Below are 16,410 nucleotides of genomic sequence, written 5' to 3'. Positions count from 1 at the left end.
GTGAGCGACCGATCTGCAGGCCGGGCTCGGACACAGTTGACCTAGTTACAGAAAGTAACGACGGTTGTCACTGGGCGAGGCGGGTCCCTTGGGCCGGCCGCTCTGATCGGGAGAGTTCGCGACGGATCGAGTCTCCGGCGTGGGCGACGGGCCCGTCCGATCGAAAGAGGATCGGCCGGAGCCGGCGACCACCCCGACCCCGGAGTTTTGACCACGGAGTGCACTCGCTTGGTCGCCCAGCGAATTCGGGCGTGGCCCGACCGGGTGATCTATGCGGGAGTCGCGAGTAAATCTGCCCGATGAGGCGTCACAACTGTGTTGCTCGGTCGATAAACGGACCGGGAGGGAGCAGGAAGGGGAGGACAATGCGTAATGATCACGTGACACTCCGTTCTACGGCCGTGTTCGATCTGCTGGCTCCGCAAGCGCCCGCAGTGCCGGTCCAGGTCGAACTCCGCTACGACACCCAGGACCCGTACGCCGTCGTGGCCGCGTTCCGCACGGGCCGCGCTGGATGGGTCGAATGGGTCTTCGCCCGCGACTTGCTGGCCGATGGCCTGATCGCGCACGCCGGCGAGGGCGACGTGACGATCCGCCCGGCGGTCGACGATCCCGAGGTCGTCGCCATCGAGCTGAGCTCGCCGTCCGGCCACGCCGTGTTCGAGGCTTCGGCGCAGGAACTCGCCGACTTCCTGGACCGCACCTACGACGTGGTGGTCCCCGGCAACGAGAACCTGTGGGTCGACGTCGACGACGCGCTCACCCGCCTGCTGCCCTTCGACATGGGCTGATCAGGTCAGAACCGCTCTGCCCGGTTGCGACCAGGCGGAGTGGGGACCCCCCTTTGATCCCGATCTTGGGCGTGGTCTAGAGTTCATTGCAACGCGGCGGACAGGCCCGGGAAACCGGGCCGGGATGTCGCAGCAGGCGGATGTAGCGCAGCTGGTAGCGCATCACCTTGCCAAGGTGAGGGTCGCGGGTTCGAGTCCCGTCATCCGCTCTGGTTCTCTGGCGTTCCAGCCGGCTTTGGTGTGGATGCGGAGTCCGGCGGAGTGGCCGAGTGGCTTAGGCAAGGGCCTGCAAAGCCCTGTACGCGGGTTCGATTCCCGCCTCCGCCTCGCGCGATTAGCTCAGTGGGAGAGCGCTACCTTGACACGGTAGAGGTCACTGGTTCAATCCCAGTATCGCGCACCAATTCTTTATGCAGGTCAGCGGCCTTGCTCCTCCAAGGGGCGGGGCCGTTTTAGCTTGCGAATGGCGATGAAATGGCGATTAGGTCTTCATCGGTGGCCAGGCTGGCTCGAAGCCGCGGGATCCACAGCAGGAGTTGCGCGCGTTCAGCGACCGACAGCGAGGCGACGGATTTCACCCAACGCGTTTCCAACGACTGAAGTAGGTCTTTAGTCATCGCCGGAGTGACGTGGTCGTAGACCCGGGCAATGCCCTTCATCTTCTGCCCAAGTCGGGCTCGGCGAGCGACCTCGGGCACCCCGTCCTCGGTCAACCACGTGTTGTGGCTGTGCCGGCCTTCGTGGAAGCTGAAATCGGACAAGATCGCCGGGGCGTGCCTACTGTGTCGGGGCTCGTCTGGCCGCACCCCGTCCCACGCGGGACGCCAACAGCGTTGCCGGAAGTTCGACCGGCGAAGTGGTGCTCGGTCCGGGGTGCAGAACACCCAAGGGCTGTCGTGCGAGTGCATCAGCGTCTCGTACGCCGTGGCAATGCCAGGCGGCAGCGGTACCCACCGGGTCCCGGCCGGGCTCTTCGTTCGTCCCCTCTTAGCCGCCTTTCCCCGTCGCTTCGGACGCTGTGAAGCCGATGCTGGGATGGTGCCTTCGAGCGCACCTCCAGGCCCGACTCGGCGGCCCCCCTTGAACAGGTTCCCACCGATCTCCTTGAGTGGTTCCTGGATGCAGATCGCTCGGTTTTCTCGGTCGTACTCATGTCGTTGCTGGCCGACCAGCTCGCTCCAGCGTGCCCCGGTGTAGAGGTCCATGAGGCAAAGAACGACCCCCGACAGCCCAGCGGTGGTGTGCAGGCGCATAGCGGCGCGGAGAGCTTGGACTGGGTTCGCGACCAGCCGATCTGACTCATAGGCACCGGAGGTGACTCGGATCCCCGAGCACGGGTTGGCTGGCATGCAACGGGCTCTGACGGCTGCGTTCAACATCGTGGAAAACGTTGCGAAAACGGACGCCACGGTCGAATCTGCGTAGTCATCGTGGAGCTCCGACACCCACTTCTCGATCTCCACGTAGTTGTTGAAGATCCCGATCAGTGGCCACGCTGACCACTGCGGTAGCAGCTGCGAATCCAGGTGGGACTTGTACTTGGCGAGAGTGCTGGGCTCCAGCCGTGGCGCTAAGGCATCGAGAAACTCGCGTGCGAACGTGCCGAACGGCGTCTCGCCATCGCGAGGGTCGATCCACATGTGCCGGCGGATCAGTGCTTCCTGCTCGTTGCCCCAGTTCTCGGCCGCTCTCTCGGAGGGAAACCCGGACTTGCTGCCCCAGGTTCCGTCAGGGCGCTTGAACCGGGCGCGCCATCCTCCACTGTCGTCTTGTTGGCCGTAGGCCATGACCACTTCCTTCCTTGCTCTTTCCCTCTTGTGAAGCCACCTCGGCAGACGTGCCGGGGTGGACATTTGTGTGGGGCTGTGCCCGGGTCAGGCCGCCCGAAACCCGTTCCCTTTCCCCTGCCCCTGAGGCGCGGGTGTTTTCCTGGCGAGCCGTACGATTTCTGCGGCGTCCTCGCGGCTGAACCGGTAGTGCTTCCCGAACCTGCGGTGCGGGATGAGCCCGGCTGCTGCCTGCTCCTTCAACGTGCGTGGTGATAGCCGCAGGAGGTCTCCGAGCTGTTCCGCAGTGAGCAATGCATCGGGGTCATGCGGCGCATGTTCGGCAAGTGCGCGGACGGCGCCAGCTAGTTCACGAGCCGCCGAGGCAAGTTCCGTCGCTGCCGGGATCGTGTCAGCGTCCGGAGTAGCGGCATCGGCGAGCGGATCGTGCGGGTTCATGTGGCAGCCCCCTCAACCCTGTCGCGAGCGTCGCGGCGGGAAGCGTAACGCCGGCGGACTGGATTGAGTCGCGACTGCCGCGTCACACACCTCTGCACAGCCTTCTGGTTACGTCGTTGTGCTGGGGGAAAACTCGTGTTGCTGGCGGCACACACCTTGGTTTCAAGCAACGCTGGCTCCCGGATTCGTTTCGTCGTTGAGCTCGGTGCGCCCGTTCTGTTGCTGGAGTCGCCGCAGGAAGATGTCGTGGTAATCGGCCCGCAGATCGATTCCCTGGAAGGACCGGCCCAGTCGTCGGGCGGCGAGGCCGGTAGTTCCTGCTCCCGAGAAGGGGTCAAGGACACCGCCATCTTCAGGGCAGCCGACCGCAATACAACGCTGTGGAAGGTCGACCGGAAATGGGGCGCAATGCGCCTCCGGTAGTGGTCGCGTGGATATCGACCAGATGTCTCCGACGTTCTTCCCGGTCCCTCGTGGTTTCCAGGGCGATCGGATTGTGTGCGGCTTGTTGCCTCCGCGATGGTTCTTCCGATGCTCTGGACGGTTCGGTGACAACGGTTCGAGCGCGTGGGCTGCGTTGAAGTAATAGTCCGGCTGCTTGACCAAGAGGAAAACCATCTCGTAGCGTGAGGAGAAGCGATCTGATGCCGGGTCCGGTATGGCGTTGGGCTTGTGCCAGACCATCGCGTTGCGAATGATCCACCCATCTTGTTGCAAAGCAAGAGCAGTCCGCCACGGAATACCCATCAGGCTCTTGTGACGCACCACCGCGGATCCCGCGTCGGCCGTGATTCTGCGCGTGTTTCCTGTGCCGCTGTTCTGGTAGCTGAAACTGTCCCGGACGTTGAGCCAGTAGGTTCCCCGTGGTGTGAGAAGGCGCCAGGTTTCCGCGCTCACCTCTCGCAGTCGATCAATGTAGTCATCGATGGTTGGTTCCAGACCATATTGTCGATCGTGCGCAAGAGCACCGCACTTCCTGCAGTTCTTGTTCACGCTCGAATGAAGCCACCACGATGCCCGTTTCTTGGTAGTCCGGCGTTGATGGGGTGTGGTCCCCAAGGTGTGTCGGCAATCCGGGTTTCCGCCGATCCAAACTGCGGTTCCGTAATCGCGCAATCCCCAGTGGGGTGGCGAGGTGACGACACAATCCACCGAAGAGCTGGGAAGTGATGCCATGACCTGAAGCGCGTCACCAAGATGCAATTCGATGGTCTCGTCACGATAGTAGAGACTGTTCACGCGACACCTCGCTGCGGAGTTTCTTCACGACGTGCGGTGTTGGGAAGTCGGAAAATCAGCACGTCAAGATGGGCCGAGATGGCTGTGGTACGGCCGTGAATATCGGTATTTTCCGGGAGGTGCCCCGCGCGGGTGACGATTCTCGGGCGCACCCGATCTCCTCGAGTAGGTGCTGTCAGAGCGATGCAGTGGTCGGCAGGGACGAGGCCGATTGCGTCGGCGGCGTCGCCGACTTTGCCGGGCAGGTCGAGCAGCCTTCCGTGGCGCCGCCAGGGGCGGCAGGTGATCACGATGTGCCCGCCAGGCCAGACCCAGTCGGCGGCGGCATCTAGGTCCTCATACAACCCGACGAGCACCTGGCTGGGGTCGCTGGCCGGGGTGTGCCGCAGGCCGGTGAGCACGAGGTCGACGGCGCCCGGCAGTTCGGCGGCGCGGGGGTCGTCGACGCTGTCCAGCAGGGTCGCGGTGCCGACCGGGCCAGCGAGGCGGGCAAGGTCGAGGTTGGCCTCCAGGGCGGATTCCCACCGGGGCTCGGCGGGGAGGCCGATCGCGTCCCGGCCTGCCCGGAGGGCTTCGGCCAGGACCAGTCCCGGTCCTGGGTTCGGGTCGCAGACGGCGTCGCCGGGGGCGGTGTAGGTGGTGATGATCTGCCGCGCGACGTCCGGGGTCAGGGCGGTATCGGCGCGGGTGGCCCCGACGTGCCGGTCCGCGATCTGCCGAGCTGGGGTGGTGTGGCCGGTGTCCCAAACGCTGGCGGGACGCAGGAGGGCCTTAGGCATGACCGTCCTCCGTGGACTGGGTCGAGCGGCGGAAGACGCTGGCGGTGGTGTGGATGCGGCGGTGGCCGCCGAGGGCGATTGCCCGGAAGCTGCGCCGGCTTGCCAGCCGAGTGCGCGACGGGGGTTGATGGGCCAGGATCAGCCGGTCGGTCAAGATCAAACCGGCCAATGCCGCGGCCCGCGACAACTGCCCTGAATGGCCGACTCGCGCTTGGTGCTGATCGCTACTGTGTGTGAGTACGACGGCGGTGCCGGCAGGGGCGAGCACCGGTGTCCAGTCGGCCATCGCGAATGGGTCCGCGGGCTGGTCGGACCAGCCCGCGATGATCAACCCGAAGCCGTCGGAACCCGAACCGGGCGACTGGTCGAGCGGTTGCTGATCGGTCGGGTTCACGACCGGCTCGGCTAGGCCGCCGGACCGCGGTCCGAGTCCGGATTCGGACTCCCGGGCGCCGGGCAGACACCCACCCGCCGTGTTGGACCCATGATCGCCGTGAGTGCGGTGGTCCGGTGTGGTGGTCGCGCCGCGGCCGAGTCGGAGGACGGACTCCACGAGCCGGTCCCGACGCGTCGGGACCGGCTCGTAGCGGGGGCCTCTCCGTCGACGAACATGATCCGGTCGCCGGGCGCGGTGTAGGTCGTGGTGATCATCGAGACGGCGGCGGTGACGATCTCGTCCGCGTCCGCGGCGGGGTCGACGAGACACAGCCGCACCGTCGCCGACACCGGCGAGCCGGTGCGTTCGCGGGCCGACCCGACGCGGGGGTTCGGCCCGTGGTCGTCGGGGGTGTCAGGAGGCGGTACCTCCGGGAGCGGGAGGGCAGGCATCGAGTGCTCCGGTGATCGGTCGGTCTTGCCAAGGACACCCCTGAAGTCCGCGAAAACGGCCCCGATCGGTCGCCGACGGGCCAAGATTTTCTCGTCATCCCTCGACCGGAACCGACACCCAGCGTCACTGGCGTCTCCGGTTCCTCCAAGACGCTTGTTGATCTCGTGGTGCGCTGGTGAAGATCGACAGTCGCGGCGGCTGGCCGGCGTCAACGGTCCCGTGGCGGCCGTTGTTCAAGATTGCTCCGGAAACTTCTCAAGATCCCTTTTCTTGTTCCGTCTCTCCGCCTGCTTGAGGTGGCAGCAGCGGAACAGCATATGACTAACACCGCAGCACACCGGCTTGCTGTTCATCTATGTCGTGATCTTGAAATCGATCAGAAGATGATCTCCTTGTTTCGGAACAGGAAGATCATCTTAGTTTCGTCTTAGTGCGGAACCGTGCGCTGCGCTGTTCCTCGCCTGGCCCTCTCGGCGGCGTCACCAACCGCCGTTCGAGAGGAGCCGAGCAATGGTTCTCCCCACTTACTCCGAGCGCGAAGAGTGGCCGGGCAACCCACTGGATGCCGCCCGTGAAGCCTTCGGGTGGCTGACTGCGGGCGATTACCCGGTGGCTGTGGACGGCCGCCTGTTCGACCATCTTCCGGACCGGATCATCCCGGTTAACGAACTCCGGGACCTGCTGCTGGCCCACGGCTGCCCCCGCCGGGTGTGGGACGAGGTCTGGACCCACGTGATCAGCCGCGCCCGTGTCGAGGGCGGCACGTGGACGATTACCGCGGTTGGGTTGGCGCTGCCGATGCTGACCTCCCTGGCGGCCCGGCTGACCGAGCGCTACGCCGACGACCCCAGCGACATCCACGCCGAGGTGCTGCGCGGGTTCCTCGACGCGCTGCAGACCGTGGATCTCACCGAGGGGCGGATCACCATCCGGCTGCGGTGGGCCGCCTACCGTGCCGGGCACTGCGCGCTGCTGGACGGGATGGACGGGCCGACCCCGAAGCCGCCGGGGTTCCACTCCAGCGAACCCAAACCCCCAGCCGGCCATCCCGATCTGGTCCTGGCCCGCGCGGTCGAGGTCGGGGTCCTGACCCGGACCGAGGCTGAGCTGATCGGCGCGACTCGTCTGGATGGCGTCGAGCTGGCCGACTGGCCGCATCATCCCGGGCTGGCCTACGAGGGCCTGCGCAGCATCCGCCGCCGGGCCGAGAACCGACTCGTCGCCTGGCTCGCGGGGTCCGACGCGAGTCCTGGCGACAGTGATCCGACCGGCGATACCGCCGCGGTGCGACTGTCCCCCGACGAGCAGATCGAGGACTCAGGCCAGTCGCAGAGCGTAGCGAAAAAAGTCGGTGGCCCAGCGACCGATCAGGCCCCGAATTCCGGACTTCAGGGACGCGGGTGAGCCCTACCCGCTTCGCACTCCCGCTGCCTCGCACGCGCTCTCTGGAGGTCTCTCTGATGCGCTTCTTGTCTGCCTCATGCCTATCCCGACGCGGTGGTCTCTGGCTGCTGATGATCGCCGGGTTTGCCGCCGCCGGGCTGCTGGCGATCTCGATGCCCGCGGTCGCCGAGACCACCCATGTCCTCGCGCAGGCCGCGCGGATCGAGGACGTTCTCAACAACATCCGGAACTGGATCATGGGTCTGCTCGCCCTGCTGGCCACGGTGTTCCTCACCATCGGCGGCGTCCGCTACGTGCTGGCCAACGGTGACCCGGGCGAGGTCGAGAAGGCCAAGCAGTCTTTCAAGTCCGCCGGGTTCGGCTACGCCCTGGCGGCGCTGGCTCCGCTGGTCGTGGAGATCCTGCGCGGAATCGTGGGGGCTTGATCCCATGTCGGCCACCGCGTACTCCACCTCGGGGGCGGGCCACCGCCTGGGCCGCGTGTGCACCGCGGTGGCCACCCTGCTCGTGCTCGTCGTGGCGGCGGGGCTGGTCTTCACCGGTGCCGCGAGCGCCCAGCCTGCCCCGCCGCCACCTGCTCCGTCCGCACCCGTTCCCGCGCCGCCTCCTCCGCCGTGCCAAGGGCCGAACTGCATTCCCCAACCCGTTCCGGTGCCTCCGGCGAACCAGCCGCCCGGAAATCAATCGAACCCCCATCAAGCTCCGGCCCAGGAGTCGTCGTGCGGGTTTACCGACATTCCGGCCTGCGTGTCGGATGCGATCGAGTCGTTCTTCCGCGATTTGGTCACGCCCGGTTTGAACAGCCTGCTGGACCTGCTCGCGAAGTCGCTGCTGGTCACGCCTCAGTTGGACCAACTGCCGGTCATGGGACAGGTATGGGGTAGTTCGCAGCAGATCGTCATCGCGGTCTACGCGACGCTCGTCCTGGTGGCCGGAATTATCGTCATGGCCCACGAAACCCTGCAGACCCGCCACTCAATCAAGGAAATCCTACCCCGGGTGATCGTCGGGTTTCTCGCGTCCAACCTGTCGCTGTTCTTCGGCGGCAAGGTTATCGAGATCGGTAACGCACTCTCGCGCGCAGTCCTCGGCGACCAGCTAAGCCCGGAGACTGCGGCTCGCGCGATGACCGACACATTGATGCGTGATCTCGACGGAGGCGGGCTGTTTGTCATTTTTATCGCGCTCGCTCTCATCGTCATGCTCGTCGCGGTTCTGCTGACCTACATCGTCCGCGTCACTCTGACCATCATTCTGCTCGCGGGTGCCCCGATCTTGCTGATGTGTCACGCGCTTCCGCAAACAGAAGGCATCGCGTTTTGGTGGTGGAAGGCATTCGCCGGGGTGATGGCCATTCAAGTTGGTCAATCGCTCGCCTTGGTCGCGGCAATCAAGCTCTTCTTTTGGCCCGGCAGCATCACTCTGTTCAACTAACAACAAGGGGGAAGTGCTGTGATTCAGTTTCTGGTCGCACTCGCCTTGTGCTACGTCCTCATCAAGATTCCTTTCTGGATTCTCGGATCTCTGCGCGGCGGAGGAGGCCGCTCTTTGGTCGGCAGTCTCGTCCGGGGATTCGCATCCTACAAGACCTTCGGTCTCCTCGGGGGACTGGGAAGTGGTGGAGGAAAGGCCGCTCGCTCCCGTGGCGGTAAGAAATCGGCCGAGCCGCCGGACCCGTATTCCACAACGCGGGCCACTTCCAACGGGCAGTACATGTTGCCGCTGAACGTCAAGCGAGTGCGGAAACCGACCCAACAGCGACCGGCGCCGCAACCGTCCTCGCGTTCTCGCCCAGCCCAGCAGGGCAAGCAGTTGGAGCTTCCATTGGACGGCGAGTGGCCGGAGAACAAACCGCGGCTCGGCCGGGACGGGCAGTACCAGCTCCCACTGAATGTGCAGCGGCAACCCAAGCCGAAACCGGCTCCGGAGCCGCCCCCGGAGCGGAAGTCCTCGACGGGACCACGTGGCCGACAGATGCAATTCCCGCTCGACGGGGAATGGCCGGAGAACAAACCACGAGTCGGCCGCGATGGGCAATACCGACTGCCGATCGAGGTGCAGCGAGTGCGGCGACCCGCGCCACCCCCGGAGCCGCCGAAACCGACCCGTCCAGCAACGCGGGGGCGACAGACGAAGCTGCCCGCCGATGGCGAGTGGCCGGAGAACAAGCCCCGGGTCGGCCGGGACGGGCAGTACCAGCTCCCGCTGAATATGCAGCGCACGCGCAAGCCAGCCCGCAGTCAGCCCCAGGCACCGCCACCGCCACAGCGGCCGGGGCCGCGTCAGCAGGAGTTGCCGCTGAACCTGCCGAAGCTCCACCCGCCCCGGCCCAACACAGGAAGGAAAGGAGGTGATCCGCGGTGAGCGTGCGGATTCCCGCCGACGTCGACCGCGAGGACCGGATTCTGGCCGGCTTCACCGCCCGCCAGGTCGCGGTGATGGCGGTGACCGGCCTGCTGCTTTACGGCGGCTGGCAGGCAACTCGCGTCGTGATTCCGGTGATCGCCTACGTCGCCGTCGCGGTCCCGATCGGGGGCGCGGTGACCGCGCTGGTCGTGCTGCGCCGCGACGGCGTCACCCTGGACCGGCTGCTGCTGGCCGCATTGCGACAGCGTCTGCAACCGCGTCGACGGGTCGCGTCCGGCCAGCAGCCCGCCGAGGTGCCGGAGTGGTTGTCCGGGGTGGCCCACGGGCACGAAGACGTCGCCGCGGGCGGGCTCGACCTGCCCGCCCACGGGGTCGCCGAAGCCGGCATCGTCGATCTCGGCGACGACGGCGTGGCACTGGTGGCCGCGTGTTCGACGGTGAACTTCGCGCTACGCACCCCGGCCGAGCAGGAAGCACTGACTGCAGCGTTCGGCCGGTACCTGCACAGCCTCGGCGCGAGCGTGCAGATCCTCGTCCGCGCCCAACGCCTCGACCTCTCCGGCCAAATCGCCGAGCTACGCGACCGCGCCGCCGGTCTGCCGCACCCGGCGCTGGAGTCCGCCGCGCTCGATCACGCCGACTACCTCGCCCAGCTCGGGCAGCAGGCCGACCTGCTCCGGCGGCAGATCCTCCTTGTGGTCCGTGAACCGGTGCGCATCACCGGCCAGGACTCGTTGACCCGGCGCCGCCGCTTTGGTCGCCCGCGCAGCGGTGGTGATCAGCCGTCGGACGGAGCGCGCAAGGCTGCGGCCTCCCGGCTGCTGCGGCGGATGAGCGAGGCCACCGAACTGCTCTCGCCCGCGGGCATCAGCGTGACCCCGCTGGACGCCGCCCAGGCCACCGCTGTGCTGTCGGCCGCCACCAATCCGGGCAGCCCGCTGCCGCCCTCGGCGGAGATGGCCGGCGCCGGCGAGGTCATCACCACCCCCATTGGCTCGGACTGGGACCTCGATACCGAGGAGGACTTCTCGTGAACACCACCAAGAAGCGTCGCCAGCCACCCGCGGCGGCGAGTGCCTTCGCGCCGGACGCGATCGAGGTGCACCCGCGGCACCTGCAGATCGGGCAGGACTGGGTCGCCTCGTTCGCGGTCACCGGCTACCCACGCGAAGTGCATCCCGGCTGGCTGCAACCGTTGTTGACCTATCCGGGCCGGTTGGACGTGTCGCTGCACGTCGAACCGATCGACCCGCGCATCGCGGCCGATCGGTTGCGCAAGCAGCTCGGCAAGCTCGAATCCGGCCGCCGACACAGCGCATCCCACGGCCGGTTGCAGGACCCGGAGGTCGAGGCGGCCACCGAGGACGCCTACGACCTCTCCGACCGGCTCGCCCGCGGCGAAGGCCGCCTGTTCCGCCTGGGGCTGTACCTGACCGTGCACGCAGCCTCGGAACAGGAACTCGTCGAAGAGATCGGCGCGCTCCGCGCGTTGACCGCGTCGCTACTCATGGACGCCAAACCCACCACCTACCGCTCCTTGCAGGGGTGGATCACGGCGTTGCCGATGGGCCTGGACCAGATCGGCATGACCCGCACCTTCGACACCGCAGCCCTGTCGGCGGCGTTCCCGTTCACCAGCCCGGACCTTCCGCCCCCGGATGTCACCTCCGCGTCGACCGCAGCCGGGGTGCTCTACGGCTGGAACCTCGGCAGTCAGGGACTGGTGCACTGGGACCGGTTCGCCTGCGAAAACTACAACTCGGTCATCCTCGGCCGCTCCGGAGCAGGCAAGAGCTACCTGGTCAAGCTCGAAGCGCTCCGCAGCCTGTACCGGGACGTCGAGATCGCCATCATCGACCCGGAAGACGAGTACGCCCGCCTGGCCGCCGCCGTCGGCGGCACCTACTTCCCCCTCGGCACCGAGGGCATCCACCTCAACCCCCTCGACCTCCCGATCCACACCCGCCCGGACGGGCGCCGCTCCGCACCAGCCGATGCCGTCACCCGCCGCAGCCTGTTCATCCACACCCTTCTGTCTATTCTTTTCGGACAGCCGTTGACTGCGGACGAACGGGCTGTGCTGGACCAGGCGGTCACCACGACCTACCAGCAGGCCGGGATCACCGACGATGCCCGCACCTGGACCCGGCCCGCACCGCTGCTGTCCGACCTCCGTGCTGTCCTCGCCCACCTCGGCGGCGACACCGCCCGCGAGCTGGCCAGTCGGTTGCAGCCGTTCACCGACGGCGCGTTCCGAGGGTTGTTCGACGGCCCTACAACGGCGCCCCCGGCGGGCCACCTGTTGGTGTTCTCCCTGCGGAACCTGCCCGACGAACTCAAACCCGCCGGCACCTTGCTGACCCTCGATACGGTGTGGCGCCGCGTGTCCAACCCGGCTACCTGCCGGCCGAGGTTGTGCGTGGTCGACGAAGCCTGGCTGCTCATGCAGCAACAGGCAGGGGCCGAATTCCTGTGGCGCATGGCCAAATCCGCCCGCAAACACTGGGCCGGGCTCACCGTGGCGACCCAGGACGTCGGGGATGTCCTCGGTACGGATCTCGGCAAGGCCGTGATCGCCAACGCAGCCACCCAGATCCTGCTGCGCCAGGCACCGCAAGCCATCGACGACGTCGTCCGCAGCTTCGCCTTGTCCGAAGGCGAACGGCAGTTCCTGCTGTCGGCCGGTACGGGCCAGGGCTTGTTGTCGACGGGGACTCAGCGGGTCGCAATGCAGGCCATCGCCTCCGACGGCGAGCACAACTTGATCACGACCGACCCTGCCGAGCTGGCCTCGTTGTCCGAATACTCCGACGAGGCAGGCGAATTCGCTGATATCGGCAGCTCGCAAGACCTTCTTCTCGACTGAGGTTAGGAGGAATCTTTCGTGCCTTCACAGCTTGCCACCGCGGTAGCCGACCAGAAAACATTCGGTTCGTTCCTGGACATCCTCGTCCACGACTTCCTCCCCGTCTTCGCGCTGGCGGCGGGATTAATGGCGGTGATCTGGATCGCCTGCGCGACGATCATGATCTCCGGGTACCTCATCGGGGTGCGGTTGTCTTCGGCGTGCGCGCACTGGCCCACGCGTGCGTGCGGTACGTCCGTCGCCGAGGAGGAGTCGAGTACGCCCAGCTCGTCACCGTCGACGCCGACGGCGCCCACACCCAAGGTCGTCAACCTCGACCGCTACCGCCGACGCCACCAGCACCGACGCTCCTGCGGATGCCAGTCCGACGGCACGGCCCCGCCTCGCTGCGACGACGATCCAGCGTAAGCGCGCATACCCCTTCGTCATCTAGCAATCCAACGCGGATGGCCCTCCATTTTCTTGAATTGTCCCTATCGCCACGGAGGTCACGCATGTCTTCATCTGCCCGCGGCCGGTCAGAGAGTTCTTCTGCCGGGCGCCCGCGCCGGTTGCTGACTCAGAACCGGGAAATGCGGGCCATCGGCGTGTACAACTGGTCCCTGCCCGCCTGGGCCGGACGCCTGCCCGATGGCCGCGCCTACAACACCTGCCCCAGCGCGGGGATCTGCCGACAGATCTGCTACGCCCGCCACGGCACGTACACCTGGCCTGCGGTGCGGGCTAAGCACAAGTCGAACTTGCGGTTCGTGCTCGACGACCTGGCCGGCTGGGAACAGGCCATGCTCACCGAGCTGGCCGCACCGAAATTCCGCGGTAACTGGGTCAGAATCCACGACTCAGGCGACTTCTTCAGCACCCCGTACCTGGAATCCTGGCTGCGCATCATGCGGGCTCGTCCGGACACCAATTTCTACGCCTATACCAAGGAGGTTCGCCTGTTCAGGACGCTCGTGGCGCCAGACCCGCCGGAGAACTTCCTGTGGACCTACAGCTACGGCGGGACGCAGGACGCGCTGCTGGACCCTGCGGTGGATCGAGTGGCCGATGTCTTCCCGGACGAAGACTCCATCACCGAGGCGGGCTGGTCGTCCCAGGAAGCCTCAGACCTGCTCGCGGTGCTCGGACCTCACCTGGTGGGTGTTCCCGCGAACAACATCCCGCACTTCCTGAAGAAGCTGGCCGGGCGTCGGTTCTCGGAGTGGCAGGCCGCAGTCGACGCACAGCGCCGCACTCGCGGAGACGCGGCCGTTCGTTCGATCACCAGTGCCCCGTCGGCTCACGGTCACGTCGTTCCGGGGCCCGACGAGCGCGCCGCGTGATCACACCGAGTATCGCGCCGTCTCTCCCGACAGTAAGGAGATTTCCTCGCATGGGTCTCGCAAGTCAGTCCGTCATGGACAGTCCACTGAGGAGGCTGCTGACCGATCCGTGGGGCGTAATCCAGGCTGTGCTGGACCTGGTGTGGTCGTGGCTGCAGACCTGGGGGCTCATCGCGGTCCCCGCGATCGTGCTCGTGGCGACAGGACTGGGACTCGTTCGCCGGTGGTGGTTCCTCCGCTGCCAGGATGCGCTGCACGAGCGGTCCCGGGTCATCACCATCCTGGCGCCTCCCACCGTCGACGCCGACGGTGCCGAAGCGGTGTGGTCGAACTTGATCGGGCTCGTGCGGCCGATGGTGCAGCGCCTGACCACCGGACAACCCCATCTGGCCTGGGAATACGTCTTCGGTCATGACGGAGTGCAGATCCGGCTGTGGGTGCCGGGCGTGGTGCCCCCGGGCATGGTGGAACGCGCCATCGAAGCCGCCTGGCCCGGAGCGCACACCCGCACCGACGAAGCAAACCCACCGGTACCCGCGGCAACGGCCGAGGGGCGCCGGCAGCTGGTCACCGGCGGCACGCTTCGCCTGGCCCGATCGGAAGCACTGCCCATCCGCACTGACTTCGACGCCGACCCCATCCGCGCCCTGCTGGGCGCTCCCGTAGGGCTCGAGGTGTCCGACACCGCCTGTGTGCAGGTGCTGACTCGTCCGGTCACGGGGCGTCGGGTGAAGCAGGCTCGTCGAGCCGCCCGTCATCTCAACGCCGGGCGGCCGACCCGCCTGGCGGGCCGGCTGCTCGACCTCCTCGCGCCAGGCCCCTCGGGTACGAAACCGTCGAGCAGCCAGCCGAAGCTGGATCCGCAGACGTCGCTGGAGTTCCAGGCACAAAATCGCGCGATCGTCGGCAAACAGCGCGGGGCGCAGTGGGAGACGCTGATCCGGTACGCGGTTGCCACAACGGTGCCGATCGACACACCCAACGAGCAGGTAGCCCGGGTGCGCGAGCAGGTGAGGGGCCGCGCTCACGCCATCGCGAGTGCCTTTTCCGGGTTCACCGAGCACAACCATTACCGCCGTCGACGGTTGCGCAACCCGGTGACCGCTCTGGCGCGGCGCCGGCTGCGGTGGGGTGACTTGCTGTCGGTGCCGGAGCTTGCGGCCGTCGCCCACCTGCCGACCGACGAGGCGCTACCGGGCTTGGCCCGCGCCGGAGCGCGGGCGGTGCCACCCCCGCCGAACACGCCCACGGAAGGAGAGCTGATCCGCCCAGTCGGAGTCTCCGATACCGGCCACGCGCGCCCTGTGGGCCTGCGGGTCTCCGACGCCCGGCACCACTTGCACGTCCTCGGCGCCACCGGGTCGGGAAAGTCGACGATCCTGGCGAGGATGATCCTTGCCGACGCCGAGTACGGGCGCGGGGCAGTGGTCATCGACCCCAAGGGCGACCTGATCACCGACGTCCTGCAGCGGCTTCCCGAACACGCCGCCGAGCGAGTCGTGCTCTTCGACGCCGACTCCCGCGGACCGACACCGTGCCTGAACCCCCTAGAAGGGCCGAAGGAATCCGCCGTCGACAACCTGGTGTCGGTGTTTTCCCGGGTGTTCGTCTCGGCCTGGGGGCCGCGCACAGAGGACATCCTCCGCGCCGGATGCCTGACCCTGCGGGCCGCCTCGGACACACCCACGCTGGCGACCCTGCCGAAACTGCTCACCGACCCAGCCACGCGGGCGCGGCACCGGGATCGCGTGTCCGACGACCCGACACTGCGAGGGTTCTGGGACTGGTATGACCAGCTCTCGGATGCGGCTCGCGCTCAGGCGACCGCGCCGCTGCTGAACAAGCTCCGCGCCTTCTTGTTGCGGTCGTTCGTGGTCAAGGCAGTCGCCGCAGGTCCATCCACAGTGGATTTGGATGCTACCTTGGATGGTGGCCTGTGCCTGGTGCGCATTCCCAAGGGAAGTCTTGGCGAGGACACCACCCGGCTGCTCGGATCGCTGATCGTGGCGCGCGTCTGGCAGGCCACCACCGCCCGCGCCGCACTGCCCCAGCGCGAACGCCGCGACGCCGGCCTGTATGTCGACGAAGCGCACAACTTCCTGAACCTGCCATATGCGATGGAAGACATGCTCGCCGAAGCCCGCGGCTACCGACTGAGCATGACGTTGGCCCACCAGCACCTAGGCCAGCTTCCCAAGGACCTCAAGGAAGGCATCTCCACCAACGCCCGCAGCAAGGTGTTCTTCACCGCCTCCCCCGAGGACGCTCGCGAACTCGCCCGCCACACCGCACCGCGAGTCTCGGAGCACGACCTCGCGCACCTCGGCGTCTACCACGCCGCGGCGCGGCTGGTCGTGGGCGGCGAGGAGACCCAGCCGTTCACAGTGACGACCCAACCACTGCCGCCGGCCATTCCCGGACGCTCCAAAGCCGTCCGCAAAGCCGCTGCGGCCCACACCCGCCCCCTGGAACCCCGAACCGAAGACACCCGTGAGCAGGCAGGAACCACCGGCACAGACCCGCGCCGCGCACGCCGCGCGGCCTGACCTCACAAGCCCCAGGGCGGTCCTCCCATCTCGGAGGACCGC

At 67.0% G+C, this 16,410-nt stretch carries 15 protein-coding genes and 3 tRNA genes; 12 read left to right on the top strand and 6 right to left on the bottom strand.

The features are described 5' to 3' along the window. Window positions 1-365: 365 nt before the first annotated feature. From AB0J91_RS25990 to AB0J91_RS25975, 4 genes are all read left to right on the top strand, one after another. Window positions 366-791, top strand: a complete 426-nt coding sequence (locus AB0J91_RS25990; RefSeq protein ID WP_093412952.1) for an SsgA family sporulation/cell division regulator — start codon at window positions 366-368, stop codon at window positions 789-791. 136 nt (window positions 792-927) lie between these two features. Continuing rightward, window positions 928-1,000, top strand: a tRNA-Gly gene (locus tag AB0J91_RS25985). A gap of 46 nt (window positions 1,001-1,046) precedes the next feature. Then, window positions 1,047-1,118: transfer RNA gene (locus AB0J91_RS25980), tRNA-Cys, on the top strand. A 1-nt stretch (window position 1,119) separates the two neighbouring features. Then, window positions 1,120-1,194: transfer RNA gene (locus AB0J91_RS25975), tRNA-Val, on the top strand. Window positions 1,195-1,243: 49 nt separating this feature from the next. Here the strand turns inward: AB0J91_RS25975 and AB0J91_RS25970 are convergent. The 6 genes from AB0J91_RS25970 to AB0J91_RS25945 form a co-directional block, all read right to left on the bottom strand. Further along, window positions 1,244-2,578: a tyrosine-type recombinase/integrase gene (locus AB0J91_RS25970; RefSeq protein WP_363873668.1), complete on the bottom strand. Its 1,335-nt coding sequence runs from the start codon at window positions 2,576-2,578 to the stop codon at window positions 1,244-1,246. A gap of 87 nt (window positions 2,579-2,665) precedes the next feature. Further along, entirely contained in the window at window positions 2,666-3,016 is a 351-nt protein-coding gene (locus AB0J91_RS25965; RefSeq protein WP_363873665.1) for a helix-turn-helix domain-containing protein, read from the bottom strand. A 162-nt stretch (window positions 3,017-3,178) separates the two neighbouring features. Further along, complete coding sequence (locus AB0J91_RS25960; RefSeq protein WP_363873662.1) at window positions 3,179-4,255, bottom strand: site-specific DNA-methyltransferase; 1,077 nt, start codon at window positions 4,253-4,255, stop codon at window positions 3,179-3,181. Beyond that, entirely contained in the window at window positions 4,252-5,034 is a 783-nt protein-coding gene (locus AB0J91_RS25955) for a DNA modification methylase (protein ID WP_363873659.1), read from the bottom strand. Before AB0J91_RS25955 ends, AB0J91_RS25960 begins: the two co-directional genes overlap by 4 nt. After that, the gene (locus AB0J91_RS25950; protein WP_363873656.1) at window positions 5,027-5,428 is read right to left on the bottom strand and encodes a hypothetical protein; all 402 of its coding nucleotides are present in this window, start codon (window positions 5,426-5,428) and stop codon (window positions 5,027-5,029) included. Before AB0J91_RS25950 ends, AB0J91_RS25955 begins: the two co-directional genes overlap by 8 nt. Window positions 5,429-5,439: 11 nt before the next feature. Continuing rightward, the gene (locus AB0J91_RS25945) at window positions 5,440-5,862 is read right to left on the bottom strand and encodes a hypothetical protein (protein WP_363873653.1); all 423 of its coding nucleotides are present in this window, start codon (window positions 5,860-5,862) and stop codon (window positions 5,440-5,442) included. Between the two features lie 511 nt (window positions 5,863-6,373). Here AB0J91_RS25945 and AB0J91_RS25940 point away from each other — a divergent pair. The 8 genes from AB0J91_RS25940 to AB0J91_RS25905 all read left to right on the top strand — a co-directional run bounded on the left by AB0J91_RS25940 (window position 6,374) and on the right by AB0J91_RS25905 (window position 16,368). Then, a complete protein-coding gene (locus AB0J91_RS25940) occupies window positions 6,374-7,267 on the top strand; it encodes a hypothetical protein (RefSeq protein ID WP_363873650.1) in 894 nt (297 codons plus the stop codon). 110 nt (window positions 7,268-7,377) lie between these two features. Next, window positions 7,378-7,692 carry a pilin gene (locus tag AB0J91_RS25935; RefSeq protein ID WP_363873647.1) on the top strand — a complete coding sequence of 105 codons (315 nt, stop codon included), beginning with the start codon at window positions 7,378-7,380 and terminating at the stop codon, window positions 7,690-7,692. Between the two features lie 4 nt (window positions 7,693-7,696). Continuing rightward, window positions 7,697-8,701: a hypothetical protein gene (locus AB0J91_RS25930; protein ID WP_363873644.1), complete on the top strand. Its 1,005-nt coding sequence runs from the start codon at window positions 7,697-7,699 to the stop codon at window positions 8,699-8,701. 926 nt (window positions 8,702-9,627) lie between these two features. Continuing rightward, the gene (locus AB0J91_RS25925; RefSeq protein WP_363873641.1) at window positions 9,628-10,668 is read left to right on the top strand and encodes a PrgI family protein; all 1,041 of its coding nucleotides are present in this window, start codon (window positions 9,628-9,630) and stop codon (window positions 10,666-10,668) included. Continuing rightward, window positions 10,665-12,500 (top strand): DUF87 domain-containing protein, encoded by a 1,836-nt coding sequence (locus AB0J91_RS25920; protein WP_363873638.1) that lies wholly within the window; start codon window positions 10,665-10,667, stop codon window positions 12,498-12,500. The genes AB0J91_RS25925 and AB0J91_RS25920 overlap by 4 nt, the downstream gene beginning before the upstream one ends. Window positions 12,501-12,518: 18 nt before the next feature. Further along, window positions 12,519-12,908: a hypothetical protein gene (locus AB0J91_RS25915; protein WP_363873635.1), complete on the top strand. Its 390-nt coding sequence runs from the start codon at window positions 12,519-12,521 to the stop codon at window positions 12,906-12,908. Between the two features lie 86 nt (window positions 12,909-12,994). Continuing rightward, window positions 12,995-13,822: a hypothetical protein gene (locus tag AB0J91_RS25910; protein ID WP_363873632.1), complete on the top strand. Its 828-nt coding sequence runs from the start codon at window positions 12,995-12,997 to the stop codon at window positions 13,820-13,822. Between the two features lie 74 nt (window positions 13,823-13,896). After that, window positions 13,897-16,368, top strand: a complete 2,472-nt coding sequence (locus AB0J91_RS25905; RefSeq protein ID WP_363873700.1) for a type IV secretion system DNA-binding domain-containing protein — start codon at window positions 13,897-13,899, stop codon at window positions 16,366-16,368. The last annotated feature ends 42 nt before the right edge of the window (window positions 16,369-16,410 follow it).

Source organism: Saccharopolyspora sp. NPDC049357 (assembly GCF_040677225.1).
Lineage (GTDB): Bacteria > Actinomycetota > Actinomycetes > Mycobacteriales > Pseudonocardiaceae > Saccharopolyspora.
Note: the sequence above shows the minus strand (reverse complement) of the source record. Positions and strands in the feature narration are given on the sequence as shown.